This window comes from Microbulbifer variabilis (assembly GCF_023716485.1).
Taxonomy (GTDB): Bacteria; Pseudomonadota; Gammaproteobacteria; order Pseudomonadales; family Cellvibrionaceae; genus Microbulbifer; species Microbulbifer variabilis_B.
The window spans coordinates 2,869,342-2,884,695 of record NZ_CP092418.1 but is presented as its reverse complement, the minus strand read 5'-3'; the positions used below and the strand labels follow the sequence as shown (position 1 = coordinate 2,884,695).

The following is a 15,354-nucleotide window of genomic DNA, read 5'->3' as shown; positions in this document are numbered from 1 at the left end:
ACGCTAATTTCTACTCTGTGCATACATACATACAAACTGTATTTATTGACAGCTAGCCATCAAAAGAATAATCTTGGGCAAGCTGTCGAGTTGTATGCGTAGCGACCGATCATCCTTTCTAGAACCGGCCTCTAAGCCGGTTTTTTTGTGCCTGAAATTTGAGACCCCCATGCTCCAAAACGACTATTTCTCAGAGTCGGAATTGGCCTGTCGTTGTTGTGGCAAAAATCATTTTAAAGATGAAACGCTAAAGCGCCTGATTAGAGTCAGGGAGCGCTTCGGCAAGCCAATGGTTATCAATTCCGGTTATCGTTGCCCAGCTCACAACAAACGATTAAATGCGACCATGACTCATGCCACCGGGCAAGCTGTTGATATTTCTGTGGCTGTAGGCAGAGCACATGAGCTTATGAAAGTTGCCTTAGAAGAAGGTTTCAGCGGTATAGGGGTGAAGCAGAAGGGGCCGATCAAAAAGCGGTTTATCCATTTGGATGACCTTGATTCAATTCCTGGCGAGCGTGCGCGCCCTACGGTGTGGAGCTACTAATGATTTCCGCTATATCCAGCTTACTCGGCAAGGTTATAGACAAGGCATTCCCAGATAAGACAGAAGCCAATCGCCTAAAGGCGCAGGTGGATTCAAAGTTAATCTCAATGGACCTGGAGGAGCTGAGAGCGGCTACCCAGGTAATCACTGCAGAAGCTGGGGGAGAGTCATGGCTACAAAGAAACTGGCGGCCAGTAACAATGCTCACATTCGTGGGACTGATCGTCTTTCATTGGCTGGGGTGGACAGCGCCAAACCTCAGCGAGAACCAGACTCTCGCCCTTCTGGAAATAGTAAAAATCGGCCTCGGTGGTTATGTCGTGGGGCGCAGCGTTGAGAAGGCAACTATTGCCTGGAAGCAGTCATGACACTTCAGGATGCCCTCAGAGAAATAGCGGATAAGGCTGGCTATATGACTGCTATTGGTGCTGGAACTTTCGCGGGTTGGCTTGCAAACAACTGGCTTGGTCTTGCTGGTGTGCTGATAGCTGCGGCAGGTTTAATGGTTAATTGGTATTACAACCACAAGCGTTTGAAGCTGCAGGAGCTGCAGGGCGGGGACGATGCACGTTAGTGTGAAGCTGGATACTTCAAAGTTTGATCAAGCATCTGCAGAATTAAAAAAGCAATTACCCTATGCCAGTTCGGTTGCCCTAAATAACGTGGCCTTTCGTATACGGGGAGAAGAGCGCTCAGCGATGGGGCGTGTATTTACAAACCCGGCAAAATTAACGCTGAACTCTGTATTGGTAAAGAAAGCCACTAAGCGGTCAGGTATTGCCAAAGTCTTTATACGTGATCAGGTTTCCAATGGAACTGCACCGAGTAAATATCTGGCTCCGTCGGTCATGGATGTGAACCGGAACGACAAGCGCTTTGAGCGTGCCCTGCGGCACATGGGTGTCCTGCCTGCTGGTATGTATGTGGTGCATGGCGAGGCGGCGAGATTAAACAAGCATGGGAATATCTCAGTCGGAACCTATAAAAAAATTCTGGCTGAATTACGGGGCAACTCTGGCACTGCTGGTGGTGCAGGTAGTACGCAGGGTAAGAAGGGCAAATATTTCGTTGGCAAAGTTAATGGTGTCTTAGGCGTTTGGAAGAGGGCAGGCGGCAAACGCCGGCCAACGGTTAAGCCCATCCTGATATTCCTCAAGGGGAAGCCAGACTACCGCAAGCGATTCCCTTTTATTCGAATAGCTGAAGGCATAGCCCGTAGGCATTTGCCATTAGAGCTGGATAAGGCCATGGACCATGCGATTGCGACCGCAAAAAGACGTTGAACGGGTCCTCCTGAGGGGGCCAACACACGGGTGATTCGGACCCCGTTTTTTTAACAGATATCTGAAATTTCCTAGGGGGTTATACCTTGGCTGAAAACCTATCACTTGATGATCAGGCAACCCAGTCTGGTTTCGCTCGCCTGGTTGGTGCTTCTCAACCTGCTATTTCCAAGCATTACAAAGCTCAGCTTTTTACGGAAGGTGCCAGTTTCAGAGTCTGGCTTCATGAATACTGTGAGCGTCTGCGAACCGAGGCCGCAGGCCGCCAAGCGAATGAAGCCCGCAACCGTCGTGATATGGCTCAGGCAGTTGAATCTGAGGCGAATGCTCAACTAAAAATGCGAGAGTTGTATAAGCAGGATCAATTAATCCTTGATATTGAGTCCGTGCGTAAAGCGATGGTGGAGTGGTCGACCATTGGAAAGAATGAATTTCTAGGAGCGGTGGAAAGCATCGTTATTGCTATCGAGAGCCAGCATGCAATTACCGTCGACCGTGAACCCCTACAGCCAAACATTGACGCTGCCCTCAAAGCTATTGGTAGTTACGAGATTGAACCTAAAGAGGCTGGTGGAGGAGGTGCGCCAGACCTGGATACCGCAGCCTAAGATTCCTCTGATTGAGTGGTTACCGGAAAATATCAAACTGCCGTCTGAGGATAGCGATAACGCGGGCTATTACCGCAACGATTATGTGCCTTATTTCTGGGGCGTAATGCATGCACTGGATAATCCAGTGTCGTGGATGGTGGTTATGCAGAAGGCCGCGCAAATTGGTTGGACGGTTCTGCTGGCCACCGATATTTGCAAAGTTGCCGTAACCGAGCCAGCTCGAATCCTGATGCTGTTTCCTAAGGATGAAAAAGGGCGGCTGTTTATGGATGAAAAGCTGGTGCCGATAATCGAAGGCTCGCCAGCGGTTAACCGGGTGATTGATGTCACCACTAGCCGCAAAGGCGGCAGCCGCTCCACGCGCAAGAAATTCCCTGGCGGCGAGGTGCGTACCATTGGCTCCAATTCCATTTCCAATGTGAAATCTACATCAGCGCGTCGGGGCTATGTAGAAGAGCCAGACGATACCAACAAAGATGTCGGCGATCAGGGCGACTCCATCCGCCACCTGCGCGAACGCCTCAAGCGGATGCGCAATAAGAAATTAATTATCGGCGGCACCCCTGCAGTTGCCGATCTTTCCCAGGTGGAGCACTACACCAAACTCGGTACCATGCGAGTGTTACCGATTACCTGTCACGACTGTGGTGAGTCCCATGTATTGGACTGGAAAAACGTCAGTTGGTTAGAGAAAGAGGGCGGCACGCCACACCCGGTATTTGGTTTGAACCAACCAGAAACTGCTGTTTATTCCTGTCCAGAATGTGGCAGCGCCTGGGATGACTACCGCCGTCAGGCCAATATATTGCAGACTTGCAAAACTGCCCTGGAAAATGGCGATGACTTTGCAGGCTGGGTAAAGACCCAATGCGGTGAAGACTTTAAGCAAGATGAGATCGAACCGATAGAGACCTTTATGGAGCTATCGGAGCTTTATGTCTGTATCCCCGGTACAGGCCTTGTCGATGTGGTGCGGGATTTTCTTGAAGCCGAACACGAAGCAAAGAGCGGCGATGAATCTGCACGCATTGTTTTCCAGAACAACAAACTGGGCCGCCCTTATCAATACGCAGCCAGCCAAATGCTGGATCATGAGGAGCTTGAAAAGTCGGCTGATGATTACCCGGAACTATTTTGTCCTACAGGCGGGTTGCTCGTGACAGTTGGTGTTGATGTCCAACACGATCGATTAGCAATCACTATTCGTGCTTTTGGCCGCAATGAAGAAAGTTGGCAAATGTACTGGGGCGAAATTGATGGTGATACTGCGGATAAACAAGATGATTGTTGGGCAGCTCTGGATAAATTAGTTTTCCAAAGCTTTAAGCATGAACGCTTTGGCGAGATCCGTGCAACGGCCGTAAGTATAGATTCCGGTGATGGTGGAACCAGTAATGCGGTCTATCACTGGGCACGAACTCGCGATAAAAAATACCGTAGTGTTCAGGTGATGGCCATAAAGGGGGATAGTAACGACTACGGGCGCAAGGAGATATATACACCTCCGAGGCAAGTCGAATATGCGGATTCCAGACGACGTACTAAAGCAGACTTTTTTGAAGTCAAACTTTACTTTGTCGGTACCCACAAAGCCAAGGACTTGATTGCTAAGCGTTTGTTAGGCACCAGTGCCTATATGCACAGCTGTAAACATGTACGACAAGACTATTGGGAGCAAGTTACCGCTGAAGTTAAAGCACCAAGCAAAAAACACTTGGGTAAGGAAGCCTGGCAGAAAAGGCCTGGAAAGAGTAATGAAGGGCTAGATACTGAGGTATATGCCTTACATGCAGCTCATGTAATGGGTATGCACAAATGGAATGAAAGAAAATGGTCCATTATCGAATCCCGCCTGGGCCAGCGTACCTTGTTCAGTGAACCGGAATCTCCTCAAACACCTAAACAACCTAAGCCAACCACTAAGAAACCACGGCGGCCTGCACAGCCTGCAGGCTCTCTACTGGATAGTTAAATGTCTAAAACCGCACAAGAGATGGTCGACCTCTATATTGAGGCCGAGATAGACGTGCTCGCCGGTAAATCCACGATAATCAATGGCCGCCAGTTTACAGCCGAGAACCTGCAGGAAATCCGCGCAGGGCGTCAGGAGTGGGAGCGCCGTGACATTCAAGAAAAATTTAAGGCTGCCGGCAAACGCCCTGGGCCTGCCTACGCGAATTTTTGTTAATGAATAAATTAGATTCTGTAATCGGGTTCTTTGCGCCCGAGGCTGCCTTGCGCCGTGTGCAAGCTCGTCGCGCCCTGGAGGTTGCTGCAGCCTATGAAGCTGCGCGGCCCAGCCGACTCAGAAAAAACCCTGGTGACAACCGCAGCGGGGATTTGGTGCTGGAAGGCAGTGTGGAAACCCTGCGCGGCCAGGCACGGCATCTGGAGCAAAACCACGATTTTGCCTTTGGCATCCTTACAACCCTGGTAAACAACATTGTTGGCCCGCGCGGCATTGATGTGGAATTCCAACCCAAGACCTGGGATGGCGATATCCACGATGATTTCGCCAGCCAAATGAATGATGCCCACAAGGAATGGGCAAGGCGCCCGGAATGTACTCGGCAGTTTAGCTGGGGGAAAACGCAGCGGCTTCTGTGTAATACCTGGCTGAGAGATGGTGAAACGCTGATGCGGCACCTGCAGGGCACAGTACCCGGATTAAAGCACCGCACCCCGGTGCCTTACACCATCGAATGCCTGGAGCCAGATTTCTTGCCGGTGGATTACAACGATCCCAGCAAGCGTATTGTTCAAGGGATTCAAAAATCTGCCTGGGGCGAGCCTTCAGGGTTTTGGCTATATGACGAACATCCAGGGGCTTCATTTAACTGGCGTATGAAGCGCAGGCTCCACAGCGCTGAAAATATCGAGCACCTGAAATTTGTACGCAGACTGCACCAAACCCGAGGGGTTTCCATCTTTGCAGCGGTAATGAATCGCCTTACTGATATTAAAGACTATGAAGAAAACGAGCGTGTCGCTGCCAAAATTGCATCAGCCATGGTTGGCTTTATTCAAAAGGGCAGCCCTGATCGCTATCAGTATGATGACGATTGGGATGATGAAGGAAACCGTACCCTCGATATCCGTGCCGGTGCCATCTATGACGATCTACGCCCAGGGGAAACCGTCGGCACCATTCAAAGCAATCGCCCCAGCGGTCTGCTAACGCCATTTTTAGAAACCATGCAGCGCATGGCTGCCACCGGCACCATGGCCAGTTTTAGCAGCATTAGCAAAAACTACAACGGCACCTACAGCGCACAGCGCCAGGAGCTGGTAGAGCAGTGGACAAACTACGAAACCCTTAGCTTGGAATTCTGTGAGGAAATCGTTGAACCGGCAACCCGGCGCTGGGTGCAGATGGGCTTACTGGCCGATGCTTTTAAAGTGCCGAGAGATGTCGATCCATCCTCGTTAATGCACGTCGATTTTATTACCCCGGTCATGCCCTGGATTAATCCGGTACATGAAGCCAGCGCCGATGAAACGCTGCTGGAAAATGTTCTAGCCAGCCCACAGCAGACCATTCGCCGCCGTGGTAAGAAGCCGGACGATGTGGTTAAGCAAACCGCTGCCTGGCAGAGAAAGCTGCGAGAAAACAAAATCACCACCCCAACTAAACGCACTGCGGTCCCCGCAGAAAATACTGATTCCGAGTAGGAAACCGCAATGCCTAAAAAATCTTGGTACAGCATTACCGCTGCTGCAAATACCAGTGAAGCCGATATTTATCTATATGACTACATCGGTTATTGGGATATGACCGCAAAAGATTTTGCACGAGATCTAAAAGCACTCGGTGATGTCAGCAAGATCAATCTACACATCAACTGCCCCGGCGGTGATGTGTTCGACGGTACCGCTATTTACAACCTGCTCAAAGATCATAAGGCAGAGGTGGAAACCTGGATTGAAGGTGTCGCCTTGAGTATGGGCAGTGTGATCGCCCTTGCTGGGGATACCGTCCATATTGCCGAAAATGCTTATTACATGGTGCATAACCCCAGTGCCGGCGTTCGCGGTGACGAGCGCGCTCTGGAAAAAACCAAAAGCCTATTGGCAAAAATTAAAACCACCATGATTAGCCTGTATTCCTCGCGCACTGGAATGTCGGATGAGGAAGTCAGCCAAGTGATGGATGACGAGACTTGGTATACCGGTGCTGAGGCAGTGGAAGCCGGTTTCGCCACCGATACCACGACAGCTATTGAAATGGCTGCAAGCTTCAGTGCCGATCATTTAAACCAATTCAAAAATACCCCCCAAGCTATTAGTGCATTGGTAATGCAGGGGCCTACGGATATTCGATTCCCGTCTGCGGTTGCAGGCAATCCAAACCAAACCCATAGCCAGGAGGCGCAAGCCATGACTACACCTACCTCCACCACGCCAGCTGCAACCGCTGCGACCGAGGTTACCCCAGAAATGAAAGCGCAAATTGCCGCCGATGCCAGGGCACAATTTGCAGCAGATGAGCAAAAGCGCAAAGACACTATCAAAGCAGTTTTTAAAGGCTTTGAAGCGCACAGTGTTGTGATGCAGGAATGTCTCAATGATATGGACTGCACCGCTGAAAAGGCCAAGGATAAACTGCTCACAGTCCTGGGTAACCAAACCCCAACCCCAGTGCAAAGCTACAGCGTAGTGGTGCAGGAAGGTGAGGGCATTAAGCGCATCAAGGCGGATGCTGAGAATGCCATTGCCATGCGTGCCTTTGGCGAGAAGTGCACAGAGGGCAACAGTCTGGCCGGCTATACCATGCTGGAAATTGCCCGTATGTTTATGCACGCCCACGGACAGAATTTAGCGGGCCTGGATAAAATGGGCGTGGTTGCCGCAGCCTTTACCCATAGCTCTGGTGACTTCGCTACCGTCCTGGGCAATATTGCTAATAAATCGATGCTGAAGGGCTACTCGGAAGCCCAGGAAGTATTCCCGCAGTTTACCGCCACTGGAAACTTAAGCGATTTCAAGATAGCTACCCGCACAGACCTCGGCACCTTCCCCTCACTGCGCCAAGTGGCACCCGGGGCAGAATTTAAATATGTGAGTATCGGCGAGCGCGCCGAAACTGCCGCGCTGGCCACTTACGGGGAACTCTTCTCCATTACGCGCCAGGCGATTATCAATGACGACCTAGGGGCCTTCACCCGCATTCCGCAAAAGATGGGTCTCGCTGCTATTCGCACCGTGGGGGATCTGGTGTTCAGTATCCTGATCAACAATCCCAAAATGGCCGATGGCAAGGCCTTATTCCATACCGACCATGGCAACCTAGCTGCTAAGGCAGGCATCAATACAGCCAGCATCGACGCCGCGCGGGTATTGATGGGCAAACAGAAGGACGGTACCGCTTTCCTAAATATCCGCCCTAAATTCCTACTGTGTGATATTGCCGACGAGGGTGCCGCAAAGGTTGCTCTGGAGTCAGAGTTTGAAGTGGGTGCTGCAGAGAAATCCAACACTGTACCCAACAGTGTGCGCAATATTGCCAGCGTGATCTCCGATGGTCGCCTCAGCGGGCACAATGGTTGGTACCTCAATGCCGACCCGGTAGCGCATGACACCATCGAAGTGCTTTACCTGGATGGCCAGCAAGCCCCAGTACTGGAGCAGCAAAACGGCTGGAATATCGACGGGGTGGAATTCAAAGTCCGCCTCGACGCAGCCTCGAAAGCCTGGGATGCAAAAAGCATGGTGAAAACGCCCAAGACCTAATACCCAGCTCAAACCGAACCAAACCTTAAAGAATCCGAAAAGGGCCGCACATCGCGGCCTTTTTGCTTTTAGTAATTTACTCAATTGAGAGAAAGAGAATGGCTACTAATTTTGTACAAGATGGGCGCATGCTGAATGTCACCAACAGTACCAGCTCAGTAATTACCTCTGGCCAGGTGCTAGCAGTAGGCGCAGTACTGGGTGTGGCGATGGATGATATCGCCGTGGGCGCATCTGGTGTGATCGCTATTGAAGGCGTATTCACCGTGCCCAAAGTATCCGGCGCGGTGATTGGCCAGGGCGAGTCGCTCACCTGGGATATCTCTGCAGCAGCCTTTGACGATAGCGCCGCAACAGCCGCAACCGGCGATATCACTGGCCCTACCGCTTTTGCCGCAGAGGCTGCCGGCGATGGTGTTACCAGCTTAGCGGTGAAGTTTACCGGCGTACCGGGCACCGTGAAGGCCTAGGTGATCTATGGATCTGGACCAAAGAGCCGCAGAGCGCGCGTTCCGCAAATGGGGCAAGCCCGCTACCTATACCGATGGTAGCGGTGCTGAGCCAATTGATTGCCGCGTGATCAAGGATCAAGAGATTGACGACTTCGATGAGGATGAGCGTGTGCGGGTGCCGCGCATTGAGTTAAGCCTGCTGGTGAGTGAGGTAGGGGCTTACAACACCGAGGCGGTGATTACGCTTGGCGGTGTGGAGTATGCAGTGCGTAAGCGACTGTCGGATGATGGGGTTGTTTGGCGGGTGTTGGTAGCTGATTAATGAGGTGCGTTTTGTGGCGACTTTATAATTAGAGGAGAAGCTGAGAGAATGGCAGAGCTGTACTGAAACCGATTTACATTCAATTTTCTTTCTGTCTATCAGAATTTATCGACCGTTTTTTTTATCTAAGGGGAAGGGGCGAGATATAAGGTTGATAGATGTGAAGAGGTTTCTTAGAGCATGTCGTTATTTTCTTTTGAGTGTAAGTTATGAAATACGTATTATTTTTTATTCTTCTAATTTTTCATGCTCAGGCATCTGCCGCTTGGATATACAATACTAAAATTGTCGATGTTCGCTGGTATACAGATTACGGTTTTATTACCGTTGAAGATGACGATGCTACTCAATGTCCTGGAGCGCAGCCAACAAAGCATAAAAGACTGCTTAACGATAATGATGGTGGTGATGAAAAAATCATTAGTATGGCGTTAGCAGCCATGATGGCAAACAAAAAGATAGATTTAAATGTAAAGGGTTGTTTTACAGATGAGTTCGGGAAGGAGTACCCGCTGGTCACTGGCATTGTTGTGAAATCGTAAAATCTAAAGGCGCTGTAGCTCAGAGTTCTGAGTTGAGCGCTTTTCTTTAATAAGTTTCCTTATTGTCAATCTATTCTTGTTCGTTTTTTCCTGTGGCGTTTATATATTGCGTGTGCAGTAGGATTCAACGTGCGTAGATTTGGTGAGTAAGTGGCTTTACCTTCTGTCTGTGAAGAATTCTACTTTGAGGTTTTTGTTTTGGGAAGAGTGAAAATAGCTGTATTTTTATTTTGTTTTTTATCGTTTTTGCCGGGTGGTGTTTATGCGGAAACCTTTAAGGTTGTTAGTCAAAATATATGGGCTGGCCTTACTAAGCATTACGATTTAAGTGTAGGGGGTGGGGCCGCAGCCCATGTTAATATAAGTTGTGAAACAGGTTCTACTAAATATAACGAAAGGGTTAAATCATATTTGCGATACTTGAGTGAGGTTGTGGGGGAGGAAGAAGATTTTATTTTTGCTTTTCAAGAAATAGATAATAAGTCTGAGCGGACATGTGGAGATGGTTCTCCGCTGGTGCAGAGGATTGGTGATCATTTTCTCCCTGAAGTTGAAAATGTTTTTTTGGGTCTCAGACCTATGGATAACTACGGGGGTGTTCCAGGTGAAGCACAAGATTCAATGTCTAATGGTGAGATGTCAGGGGTTTACGTTGGGAATGCCATTATAACGCGACCTAAAATTCGTGAGACTATGTATAAGGTGCTTAGAAAAGGGTTGAGCGATGATCAAAAGACATCTAGAGGATATGTCACAACTCTATTGGAGTTTGAGTCTGAAAAACAACTATGGTTTGTAAATATTCATGCTACTCATGGTGACGCCAGCCTGGCAGTTGCAGATGTAAAGCAAATGTTGATAGATATGAAGGAAGCCTATCAGAGAGAGCCTAGGCCAATAATATTCTCCGGGGATTTTAATATCAGGTCTGGAACGTCACACTACGATGATTTGATTGAATTGTTTGATGAATATTTTGATGGGACCGTTGAAGCTACTCAAAAAATTGAGTACACATATATGAAAAGGAGTGAAGGTTCTGGTAGCGGTGGGCATGTTATGGTAGATGGGTCTAAATTGGATTACATATTCTACTACTCGCCAAATGGTTTAATTAAACAGAAAATTCTGCCTGTTAACGCTCCTAATGGCTATCCTTTTCCTCTCTTATCGGCGGAGGCAAAAGATGCTTTATGTGTTGGCTCTGAATGTTTTCCGGATCATAAGTTAATATATGCAGAGTTTTATTGGCCCTAGGTTTTTTGTCTAGTATATGTGGGGCAAGGTTACACCTGCTATGCAGGGTGTACGATTGATGGATGTCAGGTCGTTGAATTCAATTTGGTTTTTATTGTTTTTCTGGTAAGGGTTCAGTGCGGAAAATCATATTAGGTGTGTATCTAAAATTAACTGTTAGATTTTTATCCGCATAAAGGGGAGTTAGGTGTGAAGAAGTATTTAAGTAAGGTCGCTACGATAGGCGGAGTAATATGGTCGCTGTTATCCATTAATTCGGCTGCTTGCGTAACGCTTGATAGCGTGCCCATTCAAAATGTAGCAAATGATGAAAAGCTTATTAACTTAAATGAGAGTCTTACTTTATGCCCTACAGAAGAAGTTGTCTACGGTACAAGGTTTAAAGTGAAAGCATCCAATATTGTATTGGATTGCGGTGGGAACACTTTCGATGGTATGTTGTCGGCACCGGAAAATTATGTTTCCCGAGCACTGGACTCCATGAGTTCATTGGAAAACGTAGTCATAAAAAATTGTAAATTCAAGAATTATCAAAGTGGACTGATTCTGGCGCCTTCTACCTTAGGTATTTCAGGAGCTAACTACATAACAGGTCTTAAAAAGTTTACGATTAGTAATGTGACAATTGAAAATACTGAAGGTGGTGATGATGGCAATGGTGAGGGTGTTATTGTTGGTCCTTATAGTCAGGATTTTCTAATTGAAAACACCTTAATAAAAGATACTAAATTGTCGGGGCTTTACTTAGAGGCGAATAGTATTCGGACTAAGGTGGTGGATTCATATTTTTTGCATAATGGATTTTCTGGCGGAACAGAGGGGCGCGAAGCAATTGCCATTGATGCATCATCTGGAAATGTTATATCTGGAAATACATTCGTTGACAATAAATATGCGGCAATTACAACCTATAAAAATTGTGGTGAATCCAATACTTACCGAGCGATGCACGCCAATAACAACATAATAGAGGATAACGTCTTCAAGTATCATGACAACCATGATGCAGGAGCGGCCATTATTATAGCATCGCGACAAGGTAAGACTATTTCGGGCTGTAGTGATGAAACAATCGGCGGTTATATTGATAAATACTTCGATTATTCCAAATTTAATGTTATTCGTAACAATGCGTTTATCAATAACATTACCTCGATAAAGCTAATGGATAGCTTTCAAACTGTTATTGGGAATACCTTCCATGGCACCACGTGGACAGACTTGAATGATTCTGGAATTGAACATAATTCCGTATATGACCTTGCTATTGGGAATGCTATTCTATCTGATTTTAACTCGCCTGTTATAGGTATAAGCGTTCTTAATAATGTCACGCGAACATCGACCACAAACGCAAGTGGAAGGACCTTTGTTTCCAATCACTCTTCCGTCGCTCATTTCTCAGGCAATACTGACGCTTATTATAGGTGTTTGTCCGACAGTAAAGCACCAGGAAATACCTGTAGCCAGGTTTTAGGCTTATCAAACCGATGCGAGATATCTGCAACTAGTTGCCCGGCTAGATCTTCTTATCCAAATGCCCAAGAATTTCCATCGAAGTGGTTCGATACAACGTATGGTTCAAATGTTAGTCAGGACATCTGTGCAGCTAGAGCTAAAGATTTATGGCAGTGGTGCGACGATGAGAGCTCTTCAACTTTTTTTGTTACATCAAAATTTGTAAAGAATAACTATTTGCAAGAAGAAACGGTATACGGTGGCTCCTAATTCTAAAAAGTCGATGCTTTGGGTCCGCAAAGTTGTGTTCTAAACGTTAAGGCTACACCAATAACCACTATTCATCTTGTTTTACATGACTGTTTTAACCGTAAATAGCCATCAAAGATGGCGGTCAGTAAATAACATAACAATTACCTAAACCCGCACCAGCGGGTTTTTTTATGCCCAAAATTCCTGGAACACTACCCCATGACCCAACGCATAACAATCCGCGATGCCGTACTCAGCAATCTGCAAACCCTATCCGACTACAACTTTCCCTAACGGGAACCACTGAAGGTATCGAGCAGGAGAGACTGCCGGCAATCCTTGTGGGCTTTGCCACGGAACAAGAACTCTCAGGCACTACCCGCCGATTGGGTCTTGTTGTAGCGGTGGTGGTATATAGCCGGGGGGATATCTATGAACTGTTGGATAGGGCTGCGGCGGATGTTGAGGGCATATTAAGTGCGCAAGCGCTGGTGGGATGATGGGGTTGTTTGGCGGACGTTGGTGGATGCTTAGGAGTATATGCCCTTCCCAAATTAGCATAAGGCGGAGAAAATGCCCAACTTTATTGAGGATGCTTAGAGCAGAATTTTGTACATTTGTACCAATAATTTATATTTTAATGACTCGCTTAATGTATTTCTGGTATTTTTAGTAAATATCTTATAGGAAGTAGATTGTAAAAAAATAGATTTGTCCGGCCGCCTATACTTGGTTCGCTTCGCTTTGTTTGGGGTTAGATTTTTTTAAGGGGTTATCGATTTGTGAGTAAGAGAATTCAGAGGGTGATTGTTGGGGTTTTATTTCCCATTATATTGGGGGTTCTATTTCTTATGATATGGGTAATTTTACCTCGTGGTTTTAATAATTTGACAGATTCTAATTCCTATACGATGTTCATTCTGGCGTTTTTTTTTCAGTTCATATTTCTTGGGGTTCCGGCGCTTATTTGTTCCGTAATCGTTGAGTTTTTTCAATCTATATTAAAGAGTGATTTTTGTTTTTATGTTGGTGGTGGCCTTTTGTGTGGAATCTGTAATATAACGATGGCAGCTCTATTTTTTGGTGAGTCTAGATTTTACACGGTGTACTCTTTTTTTATTTTTTGTGTTATTCCTGGGTTTGTTGCTGCAGTTGTTTTGCGTGAAATGTATCAATCATCAAGTGCATTGTTAACCAATAAAGAGTGATAGTAAATCTTGGAAGTCATCGTATTTTGAGTTGAGAGTAAACTGATATCGAAACCCGCACCAGCGGGTTTTTTTATACCCAAAATTCCTGGAGTACTACCCCATGACACAACGCATCACCATCCGCGATGGCGTACTAAACAAGCTACAAACCCTAACCGGCTACAACTTCCCCACAGCCGGAACCACCGAAGGCATCGAACGGGAAAAGCTGCCGGCAATCTTTGTGGGCTTTGCTACGGAACAGATAGAACAGGAACTCTCGGGTACTACCCGCCAGCTGGATCTTGTCGTTTCGGTGGTGGTGCACAGTCGGGGAGATATCTATGAACTGCTGGATAGGGCTTCCGAGGATGTAGAGGGCGTATTGCAGGATCGAACCCTGGGCGCTGCCTGTGAGATTTTTGCGCTCTCACAAACCGATTTCGCCCTGGATCAGGATCACCCGCTTGGTGAAGTACGCCTGACCTATACCGCTCAATATTCCACTGAATGACGCACCCCTGCGTCGGACTTTCATTTCCACTAAAGCAACGGGAGAACCCCTATGTCTCAATTGGCTCAGGGCACCAATATCTATTTTATCGACCCGGCAGATGACTCTGTGAAGAAAGTGACCGGGCTGAATTCTTTTAACCCCGGTGGCAACCCGGCGGATCAGCTCGACGATACCTCCTTGGAGGATTTGGATAAAAAATTCAAACGGGGCCTGCGTACACCGGGGCAGGCGTCGGTGGGTCTCAAAATTGATCCGAGAAATGCGGTCCACAAACGCCTGCATGAGCTGTCCCAGGATGACACGGTGGACAATATGAAATGGGCGGTGGGTTGGAGTGATGGCACCGAGGAACCCACCGTTTCTGTAACCAAAGAGTTTGATTTACCGACCACCCGCACCTGGTTCACCTTCGAGGGCTATGTGGCCGACTTCCCCTTTGATTTCCAGCAGAACAGTTTGGTCACTGGTGAAATGTCGATTCAACGAAGCGGTGGTTCGGCCTGGACGGTTAAGTCTTCAACCTAAGAGAGCAATCATGGAATTATCCATCGAATCCCTGCAGCAGCAGGGGGCTTTTTCCGGTGCGCCTGTGAAGCGTTCCATTACCTGGAAGCAGGGTGAACAGGAGTTGTCGGCAACCGTTTATGTCCGCCGACTCTCTTATCACAGCGCCGTCAGTGATGTGACTGCGCTGCGTGGTGAGGGGGATGTGATTGCAGGGCGGATCGCTGCCTGTATTGTCGATGCCGAGGGCAAGCCGGTGTTTACCCCGGCGGATATTACCGGTGAGGCAGACCCGCAGCGCGGCCCGCTCAGTGCGAATCTAACCCAAGCTCTGTTGCTGGAAATCGGTGCGGTCAATAATCTGGGAAAGACACCCAGCTCAGTGAACTAGACGAACTCTGGCACGAGCTGGTGCTGAATGGTATCGGCGGCTGCACCATCGCCGAGGCCCAGCAGCGGCTCAGCTATGAAGAGGTCCAGCGCTGGGCGCTCTACCGCAAAAAACGCGGCTCCCTGCATCCTGGGATGCGTATCGAAAGATCGTCGGCATTACTTGCCACCCTCTACGCCAATACCCATCGCGGTAAAGGCAATCCCGTAAAAATCACCGACTTTATGCCCCACGAGGAAGAGCCAGAGCTATCGCTGCAAGAGGCGATGAACAGCTGGTCCTAGGGGCCAGTGGATCG

20 protein-coding genes are annotated in these 15,354 nt (G+C 48.0%); all 20 read left to right on the top strand.

The genetic code is table 11. The features are described from left to right. Positions 1-169 precede the first annotated feature (169 nt). The 20 genes from MJO52_RS12930 to MJO52_RS12835 all read left to right on the top strand — a co-directional run bounded on the left by MJO52_RS12930 (position 170) and on the right by MJO52_RS12835 (position 15,340). Complete coding sequence (locus MJO52_RS12930) at positions 170-547, top strand: D-Ala-D-Ala carboxypeptidase family metallohydrolase (protein ID WP_252082072.1); 378 nt, start codon at positions 170-172, stop codon at positions 545-547. Continuing rightward, on the top strand, positions 547-915 hold the full coding sequence (locus MJO52_RS12925; RefSeq protein ID WP_252082071.1) for a 3TM-type holin: 369 nt from the start codon (positions 547-549) through the stop codon (positions 913-915). The genes MJO52_RS12930 and MJO52_RS12925 overlap by 1 nt, the downstream gene beginning before the upstream one ends. Further along, a complete protein-coding gene (locus tag MJO52_RS12920; RefSeq protein ID WP_252082070.1) occupies positions 912-1,121 on the top strand; it encodes a holin in 210 nt (69 codons plus the stop codon). Before MJO52_RS12925 ends, MJO52_RS12920 begins: the two co-directional genes overlap by 4 nt. Continuing rightward, a complete protein-coding gene (locus MJO52_RS12915) occupies positions 1,111-1,830 on the top strand; it encodes a hypothetical protein (protein ID WP_252082069.1) in 720 nt (239 codons plus the stop codon). The genes MJO52_RS12920 and MJO52_RS12915 overlap by 11 nt, the downstream gene beginning before the upstream one ends. A gap of 86 nt (positions 1,831-1,916) precedes the next feature. Next, positions 1,917-2,438 (top strand): hypothetical protein, encoded by a 522-nt coding sequence (locus MJO52_RS12910; RefSeq protein ID WP_252082068.1) that lies wholly within the window; start codon positions 1,917-1,919, stop codon positions 2,436-2,438. After that, positions 2,383-4,413 (top strand): terminase gpA endonuclease subunit, encoded by a 2,031-nt coding sequence (locus MJO52_RS12905; protein WP_252082067.1) that lies wholly within the window; start codon positions 2,383-2,385, stop codon positions 4,411-4,413. The genes MJO52_RS12910 and MJO52_RS12905 overlap by 56 nt, the downstream gene beginning before the upstream one ends. After that, complete coding sequence (locus tag MJO52_RS12900) at positions 4,414-4,629, top strand: primosomal replication protein PriB/PriC domain protein (protein ID WP_252082066.1); 216 nt, start codon at positions 4,414-4,416, stop codon at positions 4,627-4,629. After that, a complete protein-coding gene (locus MJO52_RS12895; protein WP_252082065.1) occupies positions 4,629-6,113 on the top strand; it encodes a phage portal protein in 1,485 nt (494 codons plus the stop codon). Before MJO52_RS12900 ends, MJO52_RS12895 begins: the two co-directional genes overlap by 1 nt. Before the next feature lie 9 nt (positions 6,114-6,122). After that, on the top strand, positions 6,123-8,171 hold the full coding sequence (locus tag MJO52_RS12890) for a ClpP-like prohead protease/major capsid protein fusion protein (RefSeq protein WP_252082064.1): 2,049 nt from the start codon (positions 6,123-6,125) through the stop codon (positions 8,169-8,171). A 98-nt stretch (positions 8,172-8,269) separates the two neighbouring features. Then, positions 8,270-8,641, top strand: coding sequence for a DUF2190 family protein (locus tag MJO52_RS12885; RefSeq protein WP_252082063.1), 372 nt, complete (start codon positions 8,270-8,272; stop codon positions 8,639-8,641). A 7-nt stretch (positions 8,642-8,648) separates the two neighbouring features. Then, positions 8,649-8,945, top strand: a complete 297-nt coding sequence (locus MJO52_RS12880; RefSeq protein WP_252082062.1) for a head-tail joining protein — start codon at positions 8,649-8,651, stop codon at positions 8,943-8,945. 209 nt (positions 8,946-9,154) lie between these two features. Further along, entirely contained in the window at positions 9,155-9,487 is a 333-nt protein-coding gene (locus tag MJO52_RS12875; protein WP_252082061.1) for a hypothetical protein, read from the top strand. 150 nt (positions 9,488-9,637) lie between these two features. Beyond that, positions 9,638-10,744, top strand: coding sequence for a hypothetical protein (locus MJO52_RS12870; RefSeq protein ID WP_252082060.1), 1,107 nt, complete (start codon positions 9,638-9,640; stop codon positions 10,742-10,744). A gap of 189 nt (positions 10,745-10,933) precedes the next feature. Continuing rightward, entirely contained in the window at positions 10,934-12,472 is a 1,539-nt protein-coding gene (locus MJO52_RS12865; protein WP_252082059.1) for a right-handed parallel beta-helix repeat-containing protein, read from the top strand. Between the two features lie 173 nt (positions 12,473-12,645). After that, complete coding sequence (locus tag MJO52_RS12860; protein ID WP_252082058.1) at positions 12,646-12,954, top strand: hypothetical protein; 309 nt, start codon at positions 12,646-12,648, stop codon at positions 12,952-12,954. A 282-nt stretch (positions 12,955-13,236) separates the two neighbouring features. Then, positions 13,237-13,662: a hypothetical protein gene (locus tag MJO52_RS12855; protein ID WP_252082057.1), complete on the top strand. Its 426-nt coding sequence runs from the start codon at positions 13,237-13,239 to the stop codon at positions 13,660-13,662. A 103-nt stretch (positions 13,663-13,765) separates the two neighbouring features. Further along, positions 13,766-14,158 carry a hypothetical protein gene (locus tag MJO52_RS12850; protein WP_252082056.1) on the top strand — a complete coding sequence of 131 codons (393 nt, stop codon included), beginning with the start codon at positions 13,766-13,768 and terminating at the stop codon, positions 14,156-14,158. A gap of 51 nt (positions 14,159-14,209) precedes the next feature. Beyond that, positions 14,210-14,686: a phage tail tube protein gene (locus MJO52_RS12845; RefSeq protein ID WP_252082055.1), complete on the top strand. Its 477-nt coding sequence runs from the start codon at positions 14,210-14,212 to the stop codon at positions 14,684-14,686. Between the two features lie 10 nt (positions 14,687-14,696). Further along, positions 14,697-15,056: a phage tail assembly chaperone family protein, TAC gene (locus MJO52_RS12840; protein ID WP_252082054.1), complete on the top strand. Its 360-nt coding sequence runs from the start codon at positions 14,697-14,699 to the stop codon at positions 15,054-15,056. 20 nt (positions 15,057-15,076) lie between these two features. Then, complete coding sequence (locus MJO52_RS12835; RefSeq protein ID WP_252082053.1) at positions 15,077-15,340, top strand: phage tail assembly protein T; 264 nt, start codon at positions 15,077-15,079, stop codon at positions 15,338-15,340. The last annotated feature ends 14 nt before the right edge of the window (positions 15,341-15,354 follow it).

Coding starts and splice junctions, on each gene's coding strand:
- MJO52_RS12930 (WP_252082072.1), top strand. CDS start 170: ATGCTCCAAAACGACTATTTCTCAGAGTCGGAATTGGCCTGTCGTTGT.
- MJO52_RS12925 (WP_252082071.1), top strand. CDS start 547: ATGATTTCCGCTATATCCAGCTTACTCGGCAAGGTTATAGACAAGGCA.
- MJO52_RS12920 (WP_252082070.1), top strand. CDS start 912: ATGACACTTCAGGATGCCCTCAGAGAAATAGCGGATAAGGCTGGCTAT.
- MJO52_RS12915 (WP_252082069.1), top strand. CDS start 1,111: ATGCACGTTAGTGTGAAGCTGGATACTTCAAAGTTTGATCAAGCATCT.
- MJO52_RS12900 (WP_252082066.1), top strand. CDS start 4,414: ATGTCTAAAACCGCACAAGAGATGGTCGACCTCTATATTGAGGCCGAG.
- MJO52_RS12895 (WP_252082065.1), top strand. CDS start 4,629: ATGAATAAATTAGATTCTGTAATCGGGTTCTTTGCGCCCGAGGCTGCC.
- MJO52_RS12890 (WP_252082064.1), top strand. CDS start 6,123: ATGCCTAAAAAATCTTGGTACAGCATTACCGCTGCTGCAAATACCAGT.
- MJO52_RS12885 (WP_252082063.1), top strand. CDS start 8,270: ATGGCTACTAATTTTGTACAAGATGGGCGCATGCTGAATGTCACCAAC.
- MJO52_RS12880 (WP_252082062.1), top strand. CDS start 8,649: ATGGATCTGGACCAAAGAGCCGCAGAGCGCGCGTTCCGCAAATGGGGC.
- MJO52_RS12875 (WP_252082061.1), top strand. CDS start 9,155: ATGAAATACGTATTATTTTTTATTCTTCTAATTTTTCATGCTCAGGCA.
- MJO52_RS12860 (WP_252082058.1), top strand. CDS start 12,646: ATGCCCAAAATTCCTGGAACACTACCCCATGACCCAACGCATAACAAT.
- MJO52_RS12850 (WP_252082056.1), top strand. CDS start 13,766: ATGACACAACGCATCACCATCCGCGATGGCGTACTAAACAAGCTACAA.
- MJO52_RS12845 (WP_252082055.1), top strand. CDS start 14,210: ATGTCTCAATTGGCTCAGGGCACCAATATCTATTTTATCGACCCGGCA.
- MJO52_RS12840 (WP_252082054.1), top strand. CDS start 14,697: ATGGAATTATCCATCGAATCCCTGCAGCAGCAGGGGGCTTTTTCCGGT.